This is a genomic window from Rhizobium sp. 10N414, from assembly GCF_056394785.1.
The window spans coordinates 42,025-61,482 of record NZ_JBFTIN010000011.1; the positions used below are offsets into that span (position 1 = coordinate 42,025).

General features: G+C 59.0%; 16 protein-coding genes, 2 tRNA genes, 1 pseudogene and 1 riboswitch. Of the genes and pseudogenes, 14 read left to right on the plus strand and 5 right to left on the minus strand.

Annotated features, from left to right (window positions below; translation table 11 throughout):
* Positions 1 to 17: 17 nt before the first annotated feature.
* Complete coding sequence (locus AC1DE4_RS12705; RefSeq protein WP_018857071.1) at positions 18 to 1,262, minus strand: cytochrome P450; 1,245 nt, start codon at positions 1,260 to 1,262, stop codon at positions 18 to 20.
* Positions 1,263 to 1,305: 43 nt separating this feature from the next.
* The gene (locus AC1DE4_RS12710) at positions 1,306 to 2,511 is read right to left on the minus strand and encodes a GGDEF domain-containing protein (RefSeq protein WP_477881516.1); all 1,206 of its coding nucleotides are present in this window, start codon (positions 2,509 to 2,511) and stop codon (positions 1,306 to 1,308) included.
* Between the two features lie 424 nt (positions 2,512 to 2,935).
* Between AC1DE4_RS12710 and clpP the strand changes: the two genes are divergently transcribed.
* The 6 genes and pseudogenes from clpP (at position 2,936) to AC1DE4_RS12740 (ending at position 11,741) form a co-directional block, all read left to right on the plus strand.
* Positions 2,936 to 3,565, plus strand: coding sequence for an ATP-dependent Clp endopeptidase proteolytic subunit ClpP (gene clpP, locus AC1DE4_RS12715; RefSeq protein ID WP_007792131.1), 630 nt, complete (start codon positions 2,936 to 2,938; stop codon positions 3,563 to 3,565).
* Between the two features lie 294 nt (positions 3,566 to 3,859).
* A complete protein-coding gene (clpX, locus tag AC1DE4_RS12720; protein WP_018857068.1) occupies positions 3,860 to 5,137 on the plus strand; it encodes an ATP-dependent Clp protease ATP-binding subunit ClpX in 1,278 nt (425 codons plus the stop codon).
* A gap of 413 nt (positions 5,138 to 5,550) precedes the next feature.
* Entirely contained in the window at positions 5,551 to 7,965 is a 2,415-nt protein-coding gene (gene lon / locus AC1DE4_RS12725) for an endopeptidase La (RefSeq protein WP_018857066.1), read from the plus strand.
* Positions 7,966 to 8,172: 207 nt separating this feature from the next.
* Entirely contained in the window at positions 8,173 to 8,448 is a 276-nt protein-coding gene (gene hupB / locus AC1DE4_RS12730; RefSeq protein ID WP_007531759.1) for a DNA-binding protein HupB, read from the plus strand.
* 122 nt (positions 8,449 to 8,570) lie between these two features.
* A riboswitch (FMN riboswitch) is annotated at positions 8,571 to 8,720 on the plus strand.
* Positions 8,721 to 8,801: 81 nt separating this feature from the next.
* Positions 8,802 to 9,459: pseudogene (locus tag AC1DE4_RS12735) on the plus strand (EamA family transporter).
* Positions 9,460 to 9,542: 83 nt separating this feature from the next.
* The gene (locus AC1DE4_RS12740; RefSeq protein ID WP_477881518.1) at positions 9,543 to 11,741 is read left to right on the plus strand and encodes an esterase-like activity of phytase family protein; all 2,199 of its coding nucleotides are present in this window, start codon (positions 9,543 to 9,545) and stop codon (positions 11,739 to 11,741) included.
* Between the two features lie 65 nt (positions 11,742 to 11,806).
* Here AC1DE4_RS12740 and AC1DE4_RS12745 read toward each other — a convergent pair whose 3' ends face one another.
* Positions 11,807 to 12,793 carry an aldo/keto reductase gene (locus tag AC1DE4_RS12745; RefSeq protein ID WP_477881520.1) on the minus strand — a complete coding sequence of 329 codons (987 nt, stop codon included), beginning with the start codon at positions 12,791 to 12,793 and terminating at the stop codon, positions 11,807 to 11,809.
* Positions 12,794 to 13,101: 308 nt separating this feature from the next.
* Between AC1DE4_RS12745 and AC1DE4_RS12750 the strand changes: the two genes are divergently transcribed.
* Complete coding sequence (locus AC1DE4_RS12750; protein ID WP_026371768.1) at positions 13,102 to 13,503, plus strand: (R)-mandelonitrile lyase; 402 nt, start codon at positions 13,102 to 13,104, stop codon at positions 13,501 to 13,503.
* A 6-nt stretch (positions 13,504 to 13,509) separates the two neighbouring features.
* Here the strand turns inward: AC1DE4_RS12750 and AC1DE4_RS12755 are convergent, their stop codons facing one another.
* Together AC1DE4_RS12755 and AC1DE4_RS12760 are read right to left on the minus strand one after the other, a co-directional pair.
* Positions 13,510 to 14,115: a class I SAM-dependent methyltransferase gene (locus AC1DE4_RS12755; protein WP_018857061.1), complete on the minus strand. Its 606-nt coding sequence runs from the start codon at positions 14,113 to 14,115 to the stop codon at positions 13,510 to 13,512.
* 133 nt (positions 14,116 to 14,248) lie between these two features.
* Complete coding sequence (locus AC1DE4_RS12760; protein WP_018857060.1) at positions 14,249 to 15,295, minus strand: GGDEF domain-containing protein; 1,047 nt, start codon at positions 15,293 to 15,295, stop codon at positions 14,249 to 14,251.
* A 543-nt stretch (positions 15,296 to 15,838) separates the two neighbouring features.
* Between AC1DE4_RS12760 and AC1DE4_RS12765 the strand changes: the two genes are divergently transcribed.
* From AC1DE4_RS12765 to AC1DE4_RS12795, 7 genes are all read left to right on the plus strand, one after another.
* Positions 15,839 to 15,915: transfer RNA gene (locus AC1DE4_RS12765), tRNA-Asp, on the plus strand.
* 52 nt (positions 15,916 to 15,967) lie between these two features.
* Positions 15,968 to 16,044 (plus strand) — tRNA-Asp (locus tag AC1DE4_RS12770).
* A gap of 314 nt (positions 16,045 to 16,358) precedes the next feature.
* Positions 16,359 to 16,724, plus strand: coding sequence for an NADH-quinone oxidoreductase subunit A (locus AC1DE4_RS12775; RefSeq protein ID WP_018857059.1), 366 nt, complete (start codon positions 16,359 to 16,361; stop codon positions 16,722 to 16,724).
* Entirely contained in the window at positions 16,715 to 17,299 is a 585-nt protein-coding gene (locus AC1DE4_RS12780) for a NuoB/complex I 20 kDa subunit family protein (protein ID WP_018857058.1), read from the plus strand. The genes AC1DE4_RS12775 and AC1DE4_RS12780 overlap by 10 nt, the downstream gene beginning before the upstream one ends.
* A gap of 15 nt (positions 17,300 to 17,314) precedes the next feature.
* On the plus strand, positions 17,315 to 17,917 hold the full coding sequence (locus AC1DE4_RS12785; RefSeq protein ID WP_018857057.1) for an NADH-quinone oxidoreductase subunit C: 603 nt from the start codon (positions 17,315 to 17,317) through the stop codon (positions 17,915 to 17,917).
* Positions 17,918 to 17,990: 73 nt separating this feature from the next.
* Positions 17,991 to 19,181 carry an NADH-quinone oxidoreductase subunit D gene (locus AC1DE4_RS12790; protein ID WP_025659947.1) on the plus strand — a complete coding sequence of 397 codons (1,191 nt, stop codon included), beginning with the start codon at positions 17,991 to 17,993 and terminating at the stop codon, positions 19,179 to 19,181.
* Entirely contained in the window at positions 19,181 to 19,453 is a 273-nt protein-coding gene (locus AC1DE4_RS12795) for a hypothetical protein (protein ID WP_025659948.1), read from the plus strand. Before AC1DE4_RS12790 ends, AC1DE4_RS12795 begins: the two co-directional genes overlap by 1 nt.
* Positions 19,454 to 19,458: the final 5 nt, after the last annotated feature.

Consider the following 19,458-nt stretch of genomic DNA (forward strand, 5'->3'; position numbering starts at 1 on the left):
ACCCTTTCCATTGGTGCCTACCAGGCGAGATCCAGCCGATCCAATCCGTGGAAGTGATAGACGTCCTTCACAACAGGTGTACGGGCAAGCCTGAGCCCAGGTAGTCTCTCGAAGAGAATTGGCAGGACGACGTTCAGTTCGAGCCGAGCCAACGGCGCCCCGATGCAGAAGTGGATACCCGCGCCAAAGGACACGTTGGCGGCCTCATTGCGGTCAGGCTTGAACGTCAGCGGATCACTGAATCTTGTCGGGTCGAGATTGGCTGCCGCCAGAATGAGGCTCACCTTGTCGCCGCGCTTGAACGAAATGCCGTCGATCTCGACGGGCTCCAGCGCCCAGCGCTGGAAGATGTGGACCGGTGCGCAAATACGCAGGGACTCTTCGACGGTTCGCTCGGTGGTGGCTTCGTCCTTAAAAAGGTCGGCCGGATCGCGTCCGCTGTCCAGAATGATGCGCACCGAGTTGCCGATCTGGTGCACCGTCGCCTCGTGACCGGCATTGAGCAATACGATCGTCGTCGAAACGAGCTCGTCCTCTGTGAGATACTGGCCCTTGTGTTCGGTGTGGATCATGTGCGTCAGAAGGTCGTCCCGCGGGTTGGCGCGACGCTCGGCAATGACCGTCTTTACATAGTCCGAGAACGCCTTCGCGGCCCGTTCGGCGCCATCCTCGTCCTCGCGGGTTCGGCCGAAGAGATACATGCGGATGTAGGCATGCGACCACTCCAGGAGTTGCGGTCCCATTTCCTCCGGAATGCCGATCATGCGGGCAATCATCGTCACCGGAATGATGTCGGCAAACGCCGAAAGCAGCTCGACTTCGTTGTTTTTCCCGAAGCCGTCGATGAGCTTGTTGGCAAGCTCGGCGATTTCCGACTTCATCTTCTCAACGTGACGAGACACGAAGGCGCGGTTGACGAGCGTTCGCAGACGCGTGTGCTCAGGCGGCTCCAGTTCAAGCAGCGAGTATCGTTCCGCGAGATCGAAATTCGCCACGTGCTGTTCCGGTTCGGGAAGGCCGAGTTCTTCACGGCTTGCGATGTGCTGGATCTGGCGGCCGAAGCGGCGATCGCGCAGCAGGCCGTTCACATGGTCATAGCCTGTGAAGAACCACTGCTTCTGCTGCTCCCAATAGAATGTGGGGCAATGCGCGTGCAGAGCCGCGTAGACGCTGTTCGGATCGCTGTAAAAGGCAGGATTGCTTGCGTCCAGCGAGACGTGGCGTGTGGCGGGATCGATGGAAAGAAATGGTGGGATCATCATGCTTCGAGGCTTAGCGGATTTGCCAAGCCTCGAAAAGATAGGGTCAGCCTCTCGACAGCGATCCAACGCGGCGGAGCGCGTGGATTTGGTCGTCGAGTGTTGGAACCAGTTCGCCACTTGTTTGATCCGGCTGCGGAGGCAGTGGTGCCGCGGCTTCGGCTTCACCGAAGATGACGGTGCAGTTGCGGCCGGCTGCCTTTGCGGCATAGAGCGCCCGATCGGCTGCCGATACGAGCTTGTCCATGTTTGCCTCGATGGCTGAGGCAAGGGCAACGCCGGTGCTGAATGTTGCCGGGACGATCGCGTCGCCGGTGCTCACGGGCACACGGCAAAACTCCGCCCGGATCGTCTCTGCCAGCGCTTCAGCTTCTGTCTGGTCGGCGACGGTCGTGAAGGCTGCAAACTCCTCGCCCCCCATGCGGCCGAAAGCTCCATCCGGCACGAATTGATTGGCCAATCGGGCAAACACTGTCAGCACGACGTCGCCGGCCTGATGGCCGAACCGGTCGTTGACGCGCTTGAAGTGGTCGAGGTCGAAAAGCAACACGGCGACCTGACGGTTACTGTTGAATGCACGTTCCCGGATGGCATCGAAGCGTCCGAAGAGGCCGCGTCGGTTCAAGACGCCAGTCAGAGAATCGGTGAGGCTGAGCATGCGAAGATGCTTCTCCGAGTGCTCCATGATGACGAGGCAGGTGAGAGCGCACGCCAGGATGAGCAGGAAGCCCGTTGCCATCGCGGCGCTGCCCGCGAAGTTGACAGCTTCCGCATCAGTGGGGCCGAGGATTGCCATTGCCAGCGCAGTACCGAAGCACAGGACGCCCTGGACCACGAAGATGGCGCCGAGTTTGCCTCTCGAGCCCTCGTTGCGCTTGCCTGCCATGCAGACTGCCATCGCGAGTGCCGTCGCGCCGGTGGCTGAGGCTAGATTGTAGAGAATGACGCGATTGGTGTAGTCGTCGTTGACCCACGGCAGGAAGACGCCGCCCAGCCAGACGAGCGGTGGCAGCAATGCCCACCATTCGAGCTTGCGACGATCAAGCGCGAGGTACCCGGCAACCCACGCGCTCTGCCCAGATAGTGCGATCGTGTTGGCGATCTCGATGGAAAGGATGGCGGGTATCTGCCCGCGCAGGGCCGCCATTGCGAAACCCACGCCGCTAAGGAGAAAGCCCGTTCCCCAATAGAAATAGGCCTTGTTTCGGACATTGTGGCGCCAGGCCATGAACGCTACCAGCGCGAGCGTCATGGCTTCGGAGCACCAAATGGCTAATCCAGTCGTAACATTGAACACGGCAGTACCCCTTGTATTGCGCGTATCCTTTCGGAAAAAACTGGCAACTTCATTAATTGTGCTTGCGCGCCACTGCATTTTTGTGCGGAGTTGTCTTTAGGCTTTCCTTTCTGTGAATGAAGGGCAGTTGCGGGCGGATTCAGAATTCGTTTATCCTGATGCCGACAAAAGCTGTGCGACAGCGCGATCGTAGCCCGTTCCTCGAATCTATTTCGTCGGAATCAGCGTACATCGGGCGAAAAGTTGTTCGCCTTGCTCCAGTCCCTCTTCACGTTATCCATCGGCGCGTCTTGAAGAGGAGGGCAGGGAAGCTCTATGTAGGGATAGGCATTTTCTTTGATTCCCGGCCATAGCCGGCAGACGTTGACAAAGGACGCACATGAGAAACCCAGTCGATACCGCTATGGCCCTCGTGCCGATGGTCGTGGAACAGACCAATCGCGGTGAACGCTCCTACGACATCTATTCGCGCCTGCTCAAGGAACGCATCATCTTCCTGACCGGGCCTGTCGAGGATCACATGGCGACGCTCGTCTGCGCCCAGCTCCTCTTCCTCGAGGCCGAAAACCCGAAGAAGGAAATTGCGCTCTACATCAATTCTCCAGGCGGCGTTGTGACTGCCGGCATGGCGATCTACGACACGATGCAGTTCATCAAGCCAGCCGTCTCGACGCTCTGCATCGGCCAGGCTGCGTCCATGGGCTCGCTGCTGCTTGCTGCCGGCCACAAGGACATGCGCTTTGCCACCCCGAATTCCCGCATCATGGTGCATCAGCCATCAGGCGGCTTCCAGGGTCAGGCATCTGACATCGAGCGTCACGCCCGCGATATTCTCAAGATGAAGCGCCGCCTGAACGAAGTTTACGTCAAGCATACAGGCCGCACCTACGAGGAAGTTGAAAAGACCCTTGACCGCGACCACTTCATGGATGCGGACGAGGCTCAGACCTGGGGTGTCATCGACAAGGTCCTGACATCTCGCGTCGAGATGGAAGGTGATGCCGCCTAGTGAGAAGTAGGAATGGTGTTGTATCCGCCACAGTTCTATCTCATTTGTGATCGAACAAGGGAAGAAACCCGGTGGCGGGTGCGGCAATCTCAAGTATTAATGCTATGTTGAATTTTTATGACATAGCATCGGCAGTCGAAGGGGAGTTCGTTGCCGCCGGCGCCAGGACAGCTTAGTTTGGACCGGTTCGTACCCCTTAAACGGCCTTGGCCGGCTGGGGCTCCAAGCGTGGAGCAGGCCAATGAGTGGACCGTTATTTCACCTTGAAATGCGGCGTGCTGGAAGGAAAGTGATATGAGCAAGGTCAGCGGCAGCAACGGCGGCGACTCCAAAAACACCCTCTATTGTTCGTTCTGCGGAAAGAGCCAGCACGAAGTCCGGAAGCTTATAGCCGGACCGACCGTTTTCATCTGCGATGAATGCGTCGAATTGTGCATGGACATCATCCGCGAGGAAAACAAATCCTCGATGGTCAAGTCCCGTGACGGCGTTCCCACGCCTCAGGACATCATCAAGGTCCTCGATGAATATGTCATCGGCCAGCGCCAGGCGAAGAAGATCCTGTCGGTTGCCGTTCACAACCACTACAAGCGCCTCGCACACGCCTCCAAGAACGGCGAAGTCGAGTTGGCGAAGTCGAACATCATGCTGGTCGGACCGACCGGTTGCGGCAAGACCTATCTTGCCCAGACGCTCGCCCGCATCATCGACGTTCCGTTCACGATGGCCGATGCGACGACGCTGACGGAAGCCGGTTATGTCGGTGAAGACGTCGAAAACATCATCCTGAAGCTGCTGCAGGCTGCCGACTACAATGTCGAGCGCGCCCAGCGCGGCATCGTCTACATCGACGAAGTCGACAAGATCTCCCGCAAGTCCGACAACCCGTCGATCACCCGCGACGTATCGGGCGAGGGCGTGCAGCAGGCGCTTCTGAAGATCATGGAAGGCACGGTTGCCTCGGTGCCCCCGCAGGGCGGCCGCAAGCATCCGCAGCAGGAATTCCTGCAGGTCGACACCACGAACATCCTGTTCATCTGCGGTGGCGCATTCGCCGGTCTCGACAAGATCATCTCGGCTCGCGGCGAGAAGACCTCGATCGGCTTCGGTGCAACGGTTAAGGCCCCGGACGACCGTCGTGTCGGCGAAGTCCTGCGCGAACTGGAGCCGGAAGATCTGGTCAAGTTCGGCCTCATCCCGGAATTCATCGGCCGTCTGCCTGTCCTGGCGACGCTCGAGGATCTCGATGAGGATGCACTGATCCAGATCCTGTCGGAGCCGAAGAACGCACTGATCAAGCAGTACCAGCGCCTGTTCGAGATGGAAGACGTGGAACTCACCTTCCACGAGGACGCTCTCCGCGAGATCGCCCGCAAGGCGATCATTCGCAAGACCGGTGCCCGCGGCCTTCGTTCGATTATGGAAAAGATCCTCCTCGACACGATGTTCGAACTGCCGGCGCTGGAAGGCGTACGCGAAGTCGTCATCTCCGAGGAAGTGGCACGCGGCTCCGCCCGTCCGCTTTACATCTACGCCGATCGTCAAGATGAGAAGGCCAACGCTTCCGCGTGACCTTAGAGATATCTTTACGATACGAACTGTGAATTTGAGGGGCTTGCCGTTGGCGGGCCCCTTTCTATTTCAAAATCAGTGCACGACCCTGATAAATCTTGCTAAAGAGGTCTGAAACCACTTCTGTTGCCGTTGCGGATTCCCCCGCCCTTGGCAATTATGGAATGATTCCGTTGGTGTGTTTCGGTCTTGTGTTTTAGCCGCTTCGGAAGTGGTAGCCGCTGACTTGGCACGGCGCTCCAGAATGAAGGTATTCCGTTGTAGCATAGCTGTCATGTCCAGGGGGACACCGGCCATGGCGCAGCTTGAAAAGCATAATCAGAACCTCCACTTGTTGTCTCAAGTGGAGTGCGGCCCGGTTCTAGTGGCCGCGCCAGAAGAGCCCGGAAACGGGACGATGGAAAGGAAATAAAATGACGAAGAAAACGTCAGTTGCGAGCACAGCATATCCGGTTTTGCCCCTGCGCGACATCGTCGTCTTCCCGCATATGATCGTGCCCTTGTTTGTCGGCCGAGAGAAATCGATCCGTGCGCTCGAGGAGGTCATGGGATCGGACAAGCAGATCATGCTCGTCACGCAGATCAATGCGAGCGATGACGATCCGGAACCGTCTGCCATTCACAATGTCGGTACTGTCGCCAACGTATTGCAGCTGCTGAAGCTGCCTGATGGCACCGTCAAGGTTCTGGTCGAAGGTCGCGCCCGCGCCGAGATCGACGCTTACACGGATCGTGAGGACTTTTACGAAGCCCTTGGTCACGTTCTCGAAGAACCGCATGACGATCCGGTCGAGCTTGAAGCGCTCAGCCGCTCGGTCGTTTCCGAGTTCGAGAGCTACGTAAAGCTCAACAAGAAGATCTCGCCCGAGGTCGTTGGCGCTGCCAGCCAGATCGACGACTATTCGAAGCTCGCCGATACGGTTGCCTCGCACCTGTCGATCAAGATCACCGAGAAGCAGGAGATGCTGGAAACCACCAGTGTCAAGGCACGCCTCGAAAAGGCGCTCGGCTTCATGGAAGGCGAGATCTCGGTCCTTCAGGTCGAAAAGCGCATCCGCTCGCGCGTCAAGCGCCAGATGGAGAAGACCCAGCGCGAGTACTACCTGAACGAACAGATGAAGGCGATCCAGAAGGAGCTTGGCGACGGCGAGGAAGGCCGCGACGAGATGGCCGAACTGGAAGAGCGCATCGCCAAGACCAAGCTTTCGAAGGAAGCCAAGGAAAAGGCTGACGCCGAGCTGAAGAAGCTGCGGCAGATGAGCCCGATGTCGGCTGAGGCGACTGTTGTCCGCAACTATCTCGACTGGCTGCTCGGAATTCCGTGGGGCAAGAAGTCGAAGATCAAGTCGGATCTCAACAACGCCGAGAAGATCCTCGAAGCCGATCACTTCGGTCTCGATAAGGTCAAGGAGCGTATCGTCGAGTATCTGGCTGTCCAGGCCCGCGCGACCAAGATCAAGGGTCCGATCCTGTGCCTCGTTGGTCCTCCGGGCGTGGGCAAGACCTCGCTCGCGCAGTCGATCGCCAAGGCGACCGGCCGTGAGTATGTCCGCATGGCTCTCGGTGGCGTTCGTGACGAAGCTGAAATTCGCGGTCACCGCCGCACCTACATCGGTTCGATGCCCGGCAAGGTCATCCAGTCGATGAAGAAGGCGAAGAAGTCCAACCCGCTCTTCCTGCTCGATGAAATCGACAAGATGGGCCAGGATTTCCGTGGCGATCCGTCGTCGGCTCTGCTCGAGGTGCTGGATCCGGCTCAGAACTCGACCTTCATGGATCACTACCTGGAAGTCGAATACGACCTGTCGGACGTGATGTTCATCACGACGGCGAATACGCTGAACATTCCGGCACCTTTGATGGACCGCATGGAAGTCATCCGTATCGCCGGTTACACCGAAGACGAAAAGCGCGAAATCGCCAAGCGGCACCTGCTGCCGAAGGCCATCAAGGAACATGCGCTGCAGCCGAATGAATTCTCGGTCAGCGACGATGCCCTGATGGCGATCAGCCAGCAGTACACCCGCGAAGCTGGTGTTCGTAACTTCGAACGCGAATTGATGAAGCTCGCCCGCAAGGCGGTCACCGAGATCATCAAGGGCAAGACGAAGTCCGTTCATGTGACGGCCGAAAACATCGACGACTACCTGGGCGTTCCGCGCTTCCGCCACGGCGAAGCAGAGCGCGAAGATCAGGTCGGCGTGGTAACGGGCCTGGCCTGGACGGAAGTCGGCGGCGAACTGCTGACGATCGAAGGCGTCATGATGCCGGGCAAGGGTCGCATGACCGTGACCGGCAACCTGAAGGAAGTCATGAAGGAATCGATTTCCGCAGCGGCATCCTATGTCCGCTCGCGCGCCGTCGATTTCGGCATCGAGCCTCCGCGCTTCGACAAGAGCGACATCCACGTGCACGTACCGGAAGGTGCGACGCCGAAGGATGGTCCGTCGGCCGGTGTTGCCATGGCAACCGCGATCGTCTCAATCATGACCGGCATCCCGGTCGACAAGAACGTGGCGATGACGGGTGAAATCACCCTTCGCGGTCGTGTTCTGCCGATCGGCGGCCTCAAGGAAAAGCTGCTCGCAGCGCTTCGCGGTGGCATCAAGAAGGTGCTGATTCCGGAAGAAAACGCCAAGGATCTGGCGGAGATTCCGGATAACGTGAAGAACAACATGGAGATCATCCCGGTGTCCCGCATGGGCGAGGTGATTAAGCATGCGCTGGTCCGCAGACCGGAAGCAATCGAGTGGGATGGCACGGTGGAAACGCCCGTCATCGCGACGGTCGAAGGGCTCGACGAAACGGGTGCAACCATAGCTCACTGAGCTTTGTTTGCCACATTCGTGCCCAATTGCTTAAAAACCCTGAAAAGGCTGGCGTTTTCGCCAGCCTTTTTTTGTGAAATTGGCACACGGGTGCTTGCATTTCCTTGATTTGCAGGCTCTTTGGGGTGCGGCGGGCCTGATGAACTCTATTCTGCGCCTGGCTTATAGATTTGAGTCGTTTCGAACCATTTAGAAAGGGGTGGAAACATGAACAAGAATGAACTCGTGTCCGCAGTTGCCGAAAAGGCAGGACTCTCGAAGACCGACGCTGCTTCCGCGGTTGATGCTGTTTTCGAAGTCGTCCAGGCTGAACTGAAGGGCAAGGGCGACGTTCGCCTCGCTGGTTTTGGTAGCTTCACCGTCTCCCATCGCGCAGCCACGAAGGGCCGCAACCCGTCCACCGGCGCAGAAGTCGATATTCCGGCTCGCAACGTGCCGAAGTTCACGCCCGGCAAGGGCCTGAAGGACGCCGTCAACGGCTGATATGAATTTACTTGGCGGCCGGGCAACGAGACCGGCGGCACAAGTTTCGAAGGGTTCGGCCACGGCCGAACCCTTTTTGCTTTTCGCGGCCTTGTCGGCACGCGCGGCATGTCATACGAAATGACCGTTCTCAGGGCGGGGTGAAAGTACCTACCGGCGGTAAAGGCCTTGGCCCCAGCCCGCGAGCGCCTTTTGGTCGTGTGCCGAGAGGGTCAGCAGATCCGGTGCAATTCCGGAGCCGACGGTTACAGTCCGGATGAAAGAGAATGAGCGGAGCGGGCGAGGGTGGATTCTGCCCTCGCTGCATATCGCGCTCATGCGTCCTGATTTGTGTTGGTTTCGGAAAGAAAGACATGAATCAGACTTCCCCTACGTTTTCCGCTTCGCGAGCAATGGTCGGTGCTGCCTGGATGATTGCCGCGGGCATCGCCTTCTCTATCCTCAATATCGTCACGCAATGGCTGACGATGAAGCTCGCTTTCCTCTCGGCCTCGGCAGCCTTCTGGCAATATGCCTTTGCCCTGGTGTTCTCGCTGCCCTTTCTCTGGCGCGCCGGTCTTGGGGCAATGAGAACGCGTTATCACTGGCGTCATGTTGTACGAGTCGCCTTGGCTGCCTTTGGGGGTAACGACCTGGGTCGCGGGGCTTGCGCAAGTACCCATCTGGCAGGCGATTGCGCTGGTAATGACGTCTCCGTTCTTCATCATCATGGGCGCACGCATCTACCTTGGTGAGTATATCGGCCCTGCGCGATGGGCCGCGACCGCAACCGTGCGGCGGGCCTCCTGACCGTGATGGCGCAGTATTTTCCTGACGTTAGCCTATTCGGCAGCCGATGCCGCTTACATTCAGCCATTCGACGATCTCAAGCTGCCGCTCAACGCGTTCGCCGGCTGGCTGGTCTTCGGCTATGCGCCGACCGGCTATCTGTGGTTGGGCGCGGTGCTGATCCTTGGGGCATCGCTCTTCATCATGCGGAACGAAATGAAGAAGGAGCGGGAGACCCGCTAGCGCGTTCAAAATATGACATCGGTGTCATCCCGGTGTCATGCCCATCCCCCAGAAAAACCTTGTGTGAACTCATGGGGGATTTCATGACAACTGTATCGCGCAAGACAGTGCTCGTTGCGGCGCTCCTGGCGACGGCCGCGTTTCCGGCCGCCGCAGAGCCCGTCTTCAATCGTATCGCAACCTTTCCGGTGGCATCCAACCTGCCACAGGAGAAAGACAAGCTCTCGGCCACTTCGGCGGAAATCATCACGGCTACCGACGACGGCATGACGCTGATCTATAGCGACAGCCCACTCGGAGCGATTGGTTTTGTCGATATCTCAGACGCCAAGGCTCCGAAGGCCGGGGGCGCGCTGATGATGGACGGCGAGCCGACATCCGTGACATCAACCGCCGGAAAGGCGCTCGTTGCCGTCAATACGTCGAAGAGCAAGGCAAAGCCTTCTGGGCGTCTCGCGATCGTCGACGTTGCCACCAAGAAGATCGAGAACGCATGCGACCTTGGGGGGCAGCCGGATTCGATCGCACTCAACAAGGACAAGACGCTCGGCGCGATCGCGATCGAAAACGAGCGTGACGAAGAGGTGAACGACGGCAAGATTCCGCAGATGCCGGCAGGCGACCTTGTCGTGTTCCAGGTCAAGAACGGCGCGGTCGATTGCGGTTCGATCAAGCACGTGATGCTGACTGGACTGGCGGGCATCGCACCCGAAGATCCGGAGCCGGAATTCGTCTCCTTCAACGACCAGAACGAGATCGCCCTGACCCTGCAGGAAAACAACGAGATCGTCATTATCGACGCGGCGACCGCAACGGTAAAGGCGCACTTCCCTGCGGGCAGCGTCGATCTCGCGGGTATCGATACCAAGCGCGACGGCGCGCTGAGGTTCACCGGCGAACTCAAGGGCGTGTTGCGCGAGCCCGACGCCGTGAAGTGGCTGGACAACGACCGTCTGGTCGTTGCGAACGAAGGCGACTATCAAGGCGGCTCGCGCGGCTTCACGATTTTCGACAAGACCGGAAAGGTACTTTACGAATCCGGTGCCTCGTTCGAACGCGCTGTCGCCAATATCGGCCACTATCCGGACAAGCGCTCTTCCGCCAAGGGTGTTGAGCCGGAAGGCTTGGAGGTCGCGACCTTCGGCGGCCAGAAATACATCTTCCTGCTTTCGGAGCGCGCTTCGGTCGTCGGCGTCTACAAGGATACCGGCGCGGAACCGCAACTCGTCCAGATCCTTCCGTCCGGCGTCTCGCCCGAGGGTGGCGTGGCCGTCCCGTCGCGCAATCTGTTTGCCACCGCCAACGAAGTCGATCTCGGCAAGGATGGCGGACCGCGATCCCACGTAATGATCTATCAACTTGCGGAAGGCGAAATGGCCTATCCGCAGATCGTTGCGGCGGAGAAGGAGGGCAATCCGCTCGGCTTTGCAGCACTTTCGGGTCTTGCCGCCGTTCCGGAAAAGCCGGGCCAGCTGTTTGCCGTCAGCGACAGCGTTCTCGGCATGCAGCCGACGATCTACACTATCGACGCCACCAAGAAACCGGCCGTCATCACCGAATCGCTGACCGTCAAGCGCGATGGCCAGCCGGCCCAAAAGCTCGATATCGAGGGTATCGCCGTCGACGAGAAGGGCTGGTTCTGGCTGGCCTCGGAAGGCAACAGCGAGAAGCTTTTGCCGCACGCGCTGTACCACGTAAACCCGAAGGGCGAGATCAAGGAAGAAATCGCTCTGCCGAGCGAACTGACCGCCAACGAAATCCGCTACGGCTTCGAAGGCGTGACGATCATCGGTTCCGGCGACGATGCCACCCTGTGGATGGCTGTTCAGCGCGAATGGAAGGATGACGAGAAGGGTTTCGTAAAGCTCGTCTCGTACAACCCGAAGAGCACGGAGTGGGGCGCCGTCCGCTATCCGCTGGACAAGTCCGAAGCCGGTTGGGTTGGTCTGTCTGAGATTTCCGCTCAGGGCGACGGCGTCTATATCATCGAGCGCGACAACCTCGTCGGTGACGCAGCCAAGCTGAAGAAGCTCTACAAGGTCGCGGTATCGGATCTGAAGCCCGGCAAGCTTGGAGGCGAGTTGCCGCTCGTCAAGAAGACGGAAGCCCACGACTTCCTTCCGGAGCTGAAGACTGCCACCAACGGCTACGTCCTTGACAAGCTGGAAGGTTTCGCCTTCGACGCCTCCGGCAAGGCTTACGCTGTCACGGACAATGATGGCGTGGATGATTCCTCGGGTGAAACTCTGTTCTTCGAGGTCAACCTCGTCGGTACGAACTGAGATTGATTGAGCCAGAAACAGAATGGCCGGGTCTATGCCCGGCCATTTTTCTTGCAATGCCTGCCTTACCAGCGCTGGTGGACGTAAGGGGCGACCAGTCGGTCGTAGATCTCGCGCGTGGCCTCCATCACTTCGTGTGAGAGCGGCGCGAGGCTTGCTGCAGCAGCGTTGGCGCGTGCCTGTTCGGCGTTGCGTGCACCCGGAATGACGACAGTGACCGCATCGCTCATCAGGATCCAGCGCAGCGCGAAGGCCGCCATGGTCGTGCCTGATGGCACGAGCTTGCGCACTTCCTCCACGGCCTGCAGGCCGACCTCGAAGGGAACGCCAGCGAAGGTCTCGCCGACATCGAAAGCCTCGCCGTGGCGGTTGAAATTGCGGTGGTCGTCGCTCGCAAATTTCGTCTCGCGGGTGATCTTCCCTGACAGCAGCCCGCTTGCGAGCGGCACGCGGGCGATGACGGCGATGTTCCTCCGTCGAGCCTCCTGGAAGAACAGGTGATGGGGCCGCTGGCGGAAGATGTTGTAGATGATCTGGATGCTGACGACGCCAGGATATTCGATTGCCTTCAGCGCTTCCTCGACCTTCTCGACACTGACGCCGTATCCCATGATCTTGCCGGCTTTCTGCAATTCGTTCAGGCCTTCGAAGACCTCCTGGCGATAAAGCACTTCGGTCGGGGGGCAATGCAATTGTACGAGATCGAGGCTGTCGACCCTCAGGTTCTTCAGGCTACGATCGATGAAGCCTTCGAGGTTGGCTTTGGTGTAGCCATCGGCGACATGCGGGTTGAGCCGGCGACCTGCCTTTGTCGCAACCATCGGCCGTTCTCCGCCACGGGTCGCAAGAACGTCGGCGATGATCTTTTCCGACCGGCCGTCGCCGTAAACGTCGGCGGTATCGATGAAGGTCATACCGGCATCGAGCGCCGCATTCAACGCATCGCGACCGTCCGCTTCGCTCACATCGCCCCAGGCGCCGCCGATCTGCCATGCGCCGAAGCCGATATTCGTGACGGTATGGGGCAGGTGGCCGAAAGAATGCTGTTTCATGGAAATCCTCCGCGTGATGAAATGCCTCGCCACTAGCAGTCGCCCAGGCAAGGAGCAAGCGCCTGCAGCGGAGATAGGGCGGTGTGTTGCGGTCGTCGCCATTTCTTCCGAGAAGCGACGCAATGGCGTAGCTGAGCGAGTGATTTGCGAGTTGCCTATCGTCGGACGCGCCGAAGTCTCCGACTGGTGATGCGGCGGAGGAAGTTGACATGACAGCACGTGCGATCAAGCAGGTATCGCTTGGATGCCGGGGACGCTTGGCTTACGGTCGGCTCAACTGGCCAGATCATCTTCGAAAGGAAAATCTGATGGAGATCAAACCCTGCGGATCGCGGCCCTCAATGAAGGCGCCGGCGGAATATTTCACGGGAGCGGTACGCCAGGATCCATTGATGGACGCGCCGAGCCCGGCGCGAGTCAGGGTGGTCAGCGTCACTTTCGAACCGGGCGCGCGAACCGCCTGGCACACGCATCCTCTAGGGCAGACCCTTGTGGTGACGGCCGGAAAGGGTCTCGCGCAGAGCGAAGGCGGCCCTCTTCGTGAAATTCGCGCCGGCGACACGATCTGGTTTGCGCCAGGCGAAAAACACTGGCATGGCGCCGCACCCGATACCGCGATGACGCACATTGCAATTCAGGAAGCACTTGATGGCAGCGCCGCCGACTGGATGGAGCACGTCAGCGACGAGCAATACGCCGGAAAGGCCTGAAGCCGGTCAGAGCCGCTTCAGGCAGTAAGAAAAGTGCGCGTGCGATTCGACCGTCAGGAATTCGAATTGCCAGCCGTGGTCCTTGCAGAACTTGGTGACCGCTTCGACGACGCCATAGACGATTGGCTTCACAGTGTTGCCGGTGCAGAAGTCATGCCCGGCAATTCTTCCCGTTCGCTTGACCTTTTTCTCGCAGAGCAGAAGTTCCTGCCAGGTGAGCTCGAAGGAATGGTCCGTGTCGATGTAGGCCCAATCGAGGAAGTCGTCCTCGAATTCGGCAAGCTTTTCGAGCGAGGTTCCCTGCATCAGGTGCAGTTGCCCGCTCTCGATCTGGTCTTTGAACTGGGTGTGGATTTGATCGAGCCCCGAACTGTAGCGGTCCATGCTCCAGGGGTCGATCAGGTAAAGCTGCGCGGGCCGGTTCTTCTCGAGAATCTCGGCCGTGTATTCTCCGAACGCTGCTCCCACCTCGACGCCAACGCCGCCATTCGGGATCCGGTACAAGAGCTCGCCGCGATCCGGCAGCAGCCGTGCATTTTCCATATGGTGCGCGCTCAACTGCGTGCGCGGCATCCCCGCCCGCTGCGCCTGCCGTTCTTCGCGTGTCTTCATGATGATGTCTCGGATATGGCTTCAGTGTCTTAGGGCTTAGGCCCGCGAAACGACCTTATAGCCATCCCTCAGCAACCTTGGCTAGGCTTTATCGGACGAACAACGTGCGACACCGTTGGCCGCGATGCAAAGTCTAACGATAGATCAGCCAATCCTTGGGTACAGTCGCGACATTGGTCACGCCGTGCACGGAAACGCTGTCTCCGCCCGATGCCTTCGCCATGCCAAGCGCCTGTTCGGCAAAGGCCATCAGGGAATCGGCTGTGCGTGCCTGCTTGGACATGCATATCCCCACGGCCAGCGACAGAACCGCCGCCTGTTTGCCAGTTACCGGGTGTGCAACGGAAATTCCCTTCAAGCGATCGCGAAGCCGGTCGACAAGCCGCATGATCTCGGATTCGTCGGCGGTCCGGAAAACGAAGCCGAAACGGCCGCGGTCGAATCGGCAGGCAACATCCTCCTTGCCGAACACAGCGCGGATCAATTCACCCGTTTTCTTCAGAACAGGCTCGATGAGATTCGGAATGCTCGCGATTGTCTCGTAGTTGTCGATGTCCGCAAACGCGATTCCACACAGGTCCGGCAGGCCTGCCTTCTCATAGATTCTCGCGAGCTCCTTGTTGAATACCCGGCGATTGCCCAATCCGGTCACGGGATCGGTGAATCTTGCGGCGTTCGCGGCGGCCGCCTCCCGCTGCACCTCTTCGAGCTTCTGCGATTTTTCGACAACCTTCGAGGCGAGCATGGCGCTGTGTGCCGCGTGTGCGTGCGTTGCAGAACTCACCGATTGGAGCGAATGGGTGAGGGCACCCTTGTCGCTTAGATCGTTACTGTCGAATATCCGCGCAGCCTGGTTGATGACACTGCCGTAGCGCGAGAGCGCCGACTTCTCCTCGTCGAGCAAGGACAGGATGCTTTGCAGCTCTTGCTGTACTTGGCTCGAGCGTGCTTCAAGCAGACCGGCCTCGAAATGATGCGGCAGATACCGGCGGCCAAGTCGATCCAGGGCCTCCTGCGTCTTTATCGCGCCGAGCGACCTGATCTCGCGAGCGAGATCAGGCGCGTTGCCGGTCATCGCCTCGAATATAAGCTCATAATTCCTTGGCAGGCCCTCGATGCCTAGTTGCTGCAGAATCGTTGCAACGCGAAAGGCGAGATTCGTAGATGTGTTAGGCTGCACCAGATGCTCTCCGACGTGACGCTGCGTTATCGTCAACGAATTGCACCTGGGGCGGTGACCCCGATGCACTTTCGTCGAGGTAGGCAAGATATGCTGTGAATCTCGGCGGCCTTCATCGGGTTTGCCGAGGGCATGAGGCAGGGGTGATAAAGCGCCGCTGACGCATCATGCGTAAGCGGCAAAGCAACTTAGAGGAATGTTATCTACCGAGCTCAATTAAAACGAGGTAAATTAGTGTTTGCGGCCCCAGCTTTGGGCGAGAAACGTGGTGGCACGGCCAAATGCGTAAACCGGACACCGCTGGCAGGCGGGGCGGGCGTCAGGGACAGGTGGTTATTTCCGCGTGGCTCTAAAGGCACGTCTTTAATAATGCTCTGAATTTTCCCGGAGAACTTGGCTCGCTAAAAACAATTCGCGGACTGTCATCGTTTTGTCTCCAAAGCTGCTTGACACTCAAATGCGAACCCCTTAGTTAGCCGCTCATCGAAGCGGCGAAGCTGCTTTGACACGGACGCGAAAGCTTCCGGATCGCTTGAAATGAATGCGGGTGTAGCTCAGTCGGTTAGAGTGCCGGCCTGTCACGCCGGAGGTCGCGGGTTCGAGCCCCGTCACTCGCGCCATTTCAAGAAAGGCGCTGCATAGTGCTTGATCCGGTCTTTTTGTCCATGATGCGCGGGTGTAGCTCAGTCGGTTAGAGTGCCGGCCTGTCACGCCGGAGGTCGCGGGTTCGAGCCCCGTCACTCGCGCCATTCTCCCTCTCTATATTGACGTCTAGGTGGTCGCCGATTTCGCTGTTATCGCTCTGCTGCGACTTTGTCTTTTGCCGTTAGCCATGCAATATCCGACGGGCTGGCATGCAGTCTGAATCAACTTGTGTGGATTTGTCGCGACATCATTGCATCTGCTTGATAATGTCGCGCCTCGACAGTCGAATTGGTGCTCTAAAAGTCTTGCGCCGTGGCCCCGGCTGCGCTAACCACGGCTCTGTTGCAACGCACGTTCGCTTGCCGGGCAATTGCCCAGGTGCGCCGCCTGGCGCAGCCCGCAAGCAGGGAAGAACCTGATGACTGGACTGCTCAGTTCCTATATTCCGATCGCTATCTTCATTGCTATCGCCCTTGTGATCGGCCTGGCGCTTCTGATTGCGCCGTTTGCCGTTGCCTTCAAGGCGCCTGATTCGGAAAAGCTTTCGGCCTTCGAGTGCGGCTTCAACGCATTCGATGACGCTCGCATGAAGTTCGATATCCGCTTCTATCTGGTGTCGATCCTCTTCATCATCTTCGACCTCGAAGTGGCCTTCCTCTTTCCGTGGGCCGTTTCGTTCGGCGCGATCGGCTGGTTCGGCTTCTGGTCCATGATGGTCTTCCTCGGCGTGCTGACCATCGGCTTTATCTATGAATGGAAAAAGGGAGCCCTGGAATGGGAGTAGCCCCAAGCGACAAGGCGCTCGTCGCGCCGCACCCGAAAGGCATCATTGATCCCGCAACGGGCAAGCCGATCGGCAGCGACAGCGCCTTCTTCGGCGAAATCAACGATGAGTTGGCCGACAAGGGCTTCCTCGTTACGTCGACCCGCGATCTGATTACCTGGGCCCGCACCGGCTCGCTGATGTGGATGCAGTTCGGTCTCGCCTGCTGTGCCGTTGAAGGCCTGATGCAGGTCTCCGGTCCGCGTTACGACATGGAGCGCTTCGGCGTTGCTCCGCGCGCCTCGCCGCGCCAGTCCGACGTCATGATCGTTGCCGGCACGCTGACCAACAAGATGGCGCCTGCGCTCCGCAAGGTGTACGACCAGATGCCTGAGCCGCGTTACGTCATTTCGATGGGCTCCTGCGCCAACGGCGGCGGCTACTATCATTATTCATATTCGGTCGTGCGTGGCTGCGACCGTGTCGTTCCTGTCGATATCTACGTGCCGGGCTGTCCCCCCACGGCGGAAGCGCTGCTCTACGGGGTGCTGCTTCTGCAGAAGAAGATCCGTCGAACCGGAACGATTGAGCGCTAAGGGCGGAGGACTGTCATGAGTGAAGCCTTGAGCGAACTGTCCTCGTATCTCCGGGAGATGCGTGGTGATCTCTTTCTCGATGCATCCATCAGCTATGACGAGCTGAACGTAACTGCGACGCCGGAAACGATTCTGGCGCTGCTGACGTTCCTGCGCGACGACGCACGTTGCGGCTTTATTAGCATGATCGATATCTGCGGTGTCGACTGGCCGCAGCGCGAAAAGCGTTTCGATGTCGTTTATCACCTACTGTCGCCGAAGCAGAACCTGCGCATCCGCATCAAGGTTGCTGTGGCTGACGGCGAGTCCGTGCCGTCGGCAACCGCGGTTTACAAGGGTGCCGAGTGGTTCGAGCGTGAAGCCTGGGACATGTACGGCATTCCGTTCTCCGGCCATGCCGACCTGCGCCGTCTTCTCACCGATTACGGCTTTGAAGGCCATCCGCTGCGCAAGGACTTCCCGACGACTGGCTACGTCGAAGTGCGTTATGACGATGCCGCCAAGCGCGTCGTCTACGAACCCGTCGAGCTGAAGCAGGAATTCCGCAATTTCGACTTCATGTCCCCTTGGGAAGGCACCGAATATGTGCTGCCGGGAGACGAGAAGGCGGCGAAGTAAAGATGAGGCTCGGATTTCTTGAAGCCTCTTTATTTGCCGTCTCATGCCAATTGCCAGCGCGGAGCGCGTCGCTATGACTGAACATAACGTTCGCAATTTTACGATCAATTTCGGACCGGAACACCCGTCCGCGCACGGTGTTCTGCGTCTCGTGCTCGAACTCGATGGCGAAATCATCGAGCGCGTCGATCCGCACATCGGCCTGCTGCACCGCGGCACCGAGAAGCTGATCGAGACGAAGACCTACCTGCAGGCCGTCCCTTATTTCGACCGTCTCGACTACGTCGCGCCGATGAATCAGGAACACGCTTTCGCGCTCGCTGTCGAAAAGATGCTGAAGCTCGAAATTCCGATTCGCGGTCAGCTGATTCGAGTTCTGTACTCCGAAATTGGCCGAATCTTGTCTCACATCATGAACGTGACGACCCAGGCCATGGACGTCGGCGCGATGACGCCGCCGGTCTGGGGCTTCGAAGAGCGCGAAAAGCTGATGGTGTTCTATGAGCGCGCCTGCGGCGCCCGTATGCACTCGGCCTATTTCCGTCCGGGCGGCGTCCATCAGGATCTCCCGCCGGAGCTGGTCGAGGATATCGGCAAGTGGTGCGATCCGTTCCTGAAGATCCTCGACGATATCGAAGGCCTGCTCACGGACAACCGCATCTTCAAGCAGCGTAACGTCGATATTGGCGTCGTGTCGCTGGCGGATGCCTGGTCATGGGGCTTCTCGGGCGTGATGGTTCGCGGTTCCGGCGCCGCTTGGGACCTGCGCCGCTCGCAACCTTACGAATGCTATTCCGATCTCGAATTCGACATTCCGATCGGGAAGAACGGCGACTGCTACGACCGCTACCTGATCCGCATGATCGAGATGCGCCAGTCGGTTCGCATCATGAAGCAGTGCGTCGAGCGCCTGATGGGCAGCGCCAAGACCGGCCCTGTTTCGTCGATCGACGGTAAGGTCGTGCCGCCGAAGCGCGGCGAGATGAAGCGTTCGATGGAAGCGCTCATCCACCACTTCAAGCTCTACACCGAAGGCTATCACGTGCCGGCCGGCGAAGTGTACGCGGCCGTCGAAGCGCCGAAGGGCGAATTCGGCGTGTACGTCGTCGCCGATGGCAGCAACAAGCCGTACCGCTGCAAGATCCGTGCACCGGGCTACGCCCACCTGCAGGCGATGGACTTCCTCTGCAAGGGTCACATGCTCGCTGACGTGACGGCCGTGCTCGGCTCGCTCGACATCGTGTTCGGCGAGGTGGACCGCTGATGAAGCTGCTGCCGCTTGCCACCATCGCTCTTTTCACTGCCTCCGGAGCTTTCGCCCAGGAGGTTGGGGGAATGGGTCCAAAGCTGGGCCAGAGCGAGGTGCAGCCGCCTGCAGCAAAAGCCTCCATGGGCGAGCTTTTGTCCAAGGGCTATGAAATCAAGGCTGCCGTTCCGAACGGCGGCAAGTTCGTTGTGTTTTTGCAAAAAGACCAGTCGGCCTACGCTTGCGAGATGAAGTCTCTGACGGCATCGCAGTGTGGGACCCTAAACTGACAAGG

Excerpts from the sequence above, each read along its gene's own strand:
- AC1DE4_RS12705 (WP_018857071.1), bottom strand. The coding sequence starts at position 1,262 with ATGATGATCCCACCATTTCTTTCCATCGATCCCGCCACACGCCACGTC.
- AC1DE4_RS12710 (WP_477881516.1), bottom strand. The coding sequence starts at position 2,511 with ATGACGCTCGCGCTGGTAGCGTTCATGGCCTGGCGCCACAATGTCCGA.
- clpP (WP_007792131.1), top strand. The coding sequence starts at position 2,936 with ATGAGAAACCCAGTCGATACCGCTATGGCCCTCGTGCCGATGGTCGTG.
- clpX (WP_018857068.1), top strand. The coding sequence starts at position 3,860 with ATGAGCAAGGTCAGCGGCAGCAACGGCGGCGACTCCAAAAACACCCTC.
- lon (WP_018857066.1), top strand. The coding sequence starts at position 5,551 with ATGACGAAGAAAACGTCAGTTGCGAGCACAGCATATCCGGTTTTGCCC.
- hupB (WP_007531759.1), top strand. The coding sequence starts at position 8,173 with ATGAACAAGAATGAACTCGTGTCCGCAGTTGCCGAAAAGGCAGGACTC.
- AC1DE4_RS12740 (WP_477881518.1), top strand. The coding sequence starts at position 9,543 with ATGACAACTGTATCGCGCAAGACAGTGCTCGTTGCGGCGCTCCTGGCG.
- AC1DE4_RS12745 (WP_477881520.1), bottom strand. The coding sequence starts at position 12,793 with ATGAAACAGCATTCTTTCGGCCACCTGCCCCATACCGTCACGAATATC.
- AC1DE4_RS12750 (WP_026371768.1), top strand. The coding sequence starts at position 13,102 with ATGGAGATCAAACCCTGCGGATCGCGGCCCTCAATGAAGGCGCCGGCG.
- AC1DE4_RS12755 (WP_018857061.1), bottom strand. The coding sequence starts at position 14,115 with ATGAAGACACGCGAAGAACGGCAGGCGCAGCGGGCGGGGATGCCGCGC.
- AC1DE4_RS12775 (WP_018857059.1), top strand. The coding sequence starts at position 16,359 with ATGACTGGACTGCTCAGTTCCTATATTCCGATCGCTATCTTCATTGCT.
- AC1DE4_RS12780 (WP_018857058.1), top strand. The coding sequence starts at position 16,715 with ATGGGAGTAGCCCCAAGCGACAAGGCGCTCGTCGCGCCGCACCCGAAA.
- AC1DE4_RS12785 (WP_018857057.1), top strand. The coding sequence starts at position 17,315 with ATGAGTGAAGCCTTGAGCGAACTGTCCTCGTATCTCCGGGAGATGCGT.
- AC1DE4_RS12790 (WP_025659947.1), top strand. The coding sequence starts at position 17,991 with ATGACTGAACATAACGTTCGCAATTTTACGATCAATTTCGGACCGGAA.
- AC1DE4_RS12795 (WP_025659948.1), top strand. The coding sequence starts at position 19,181 with ATGAAGCTGCTGCCGCTTGCCACCATCGCTCTTTTCACTGCCTCCGGA.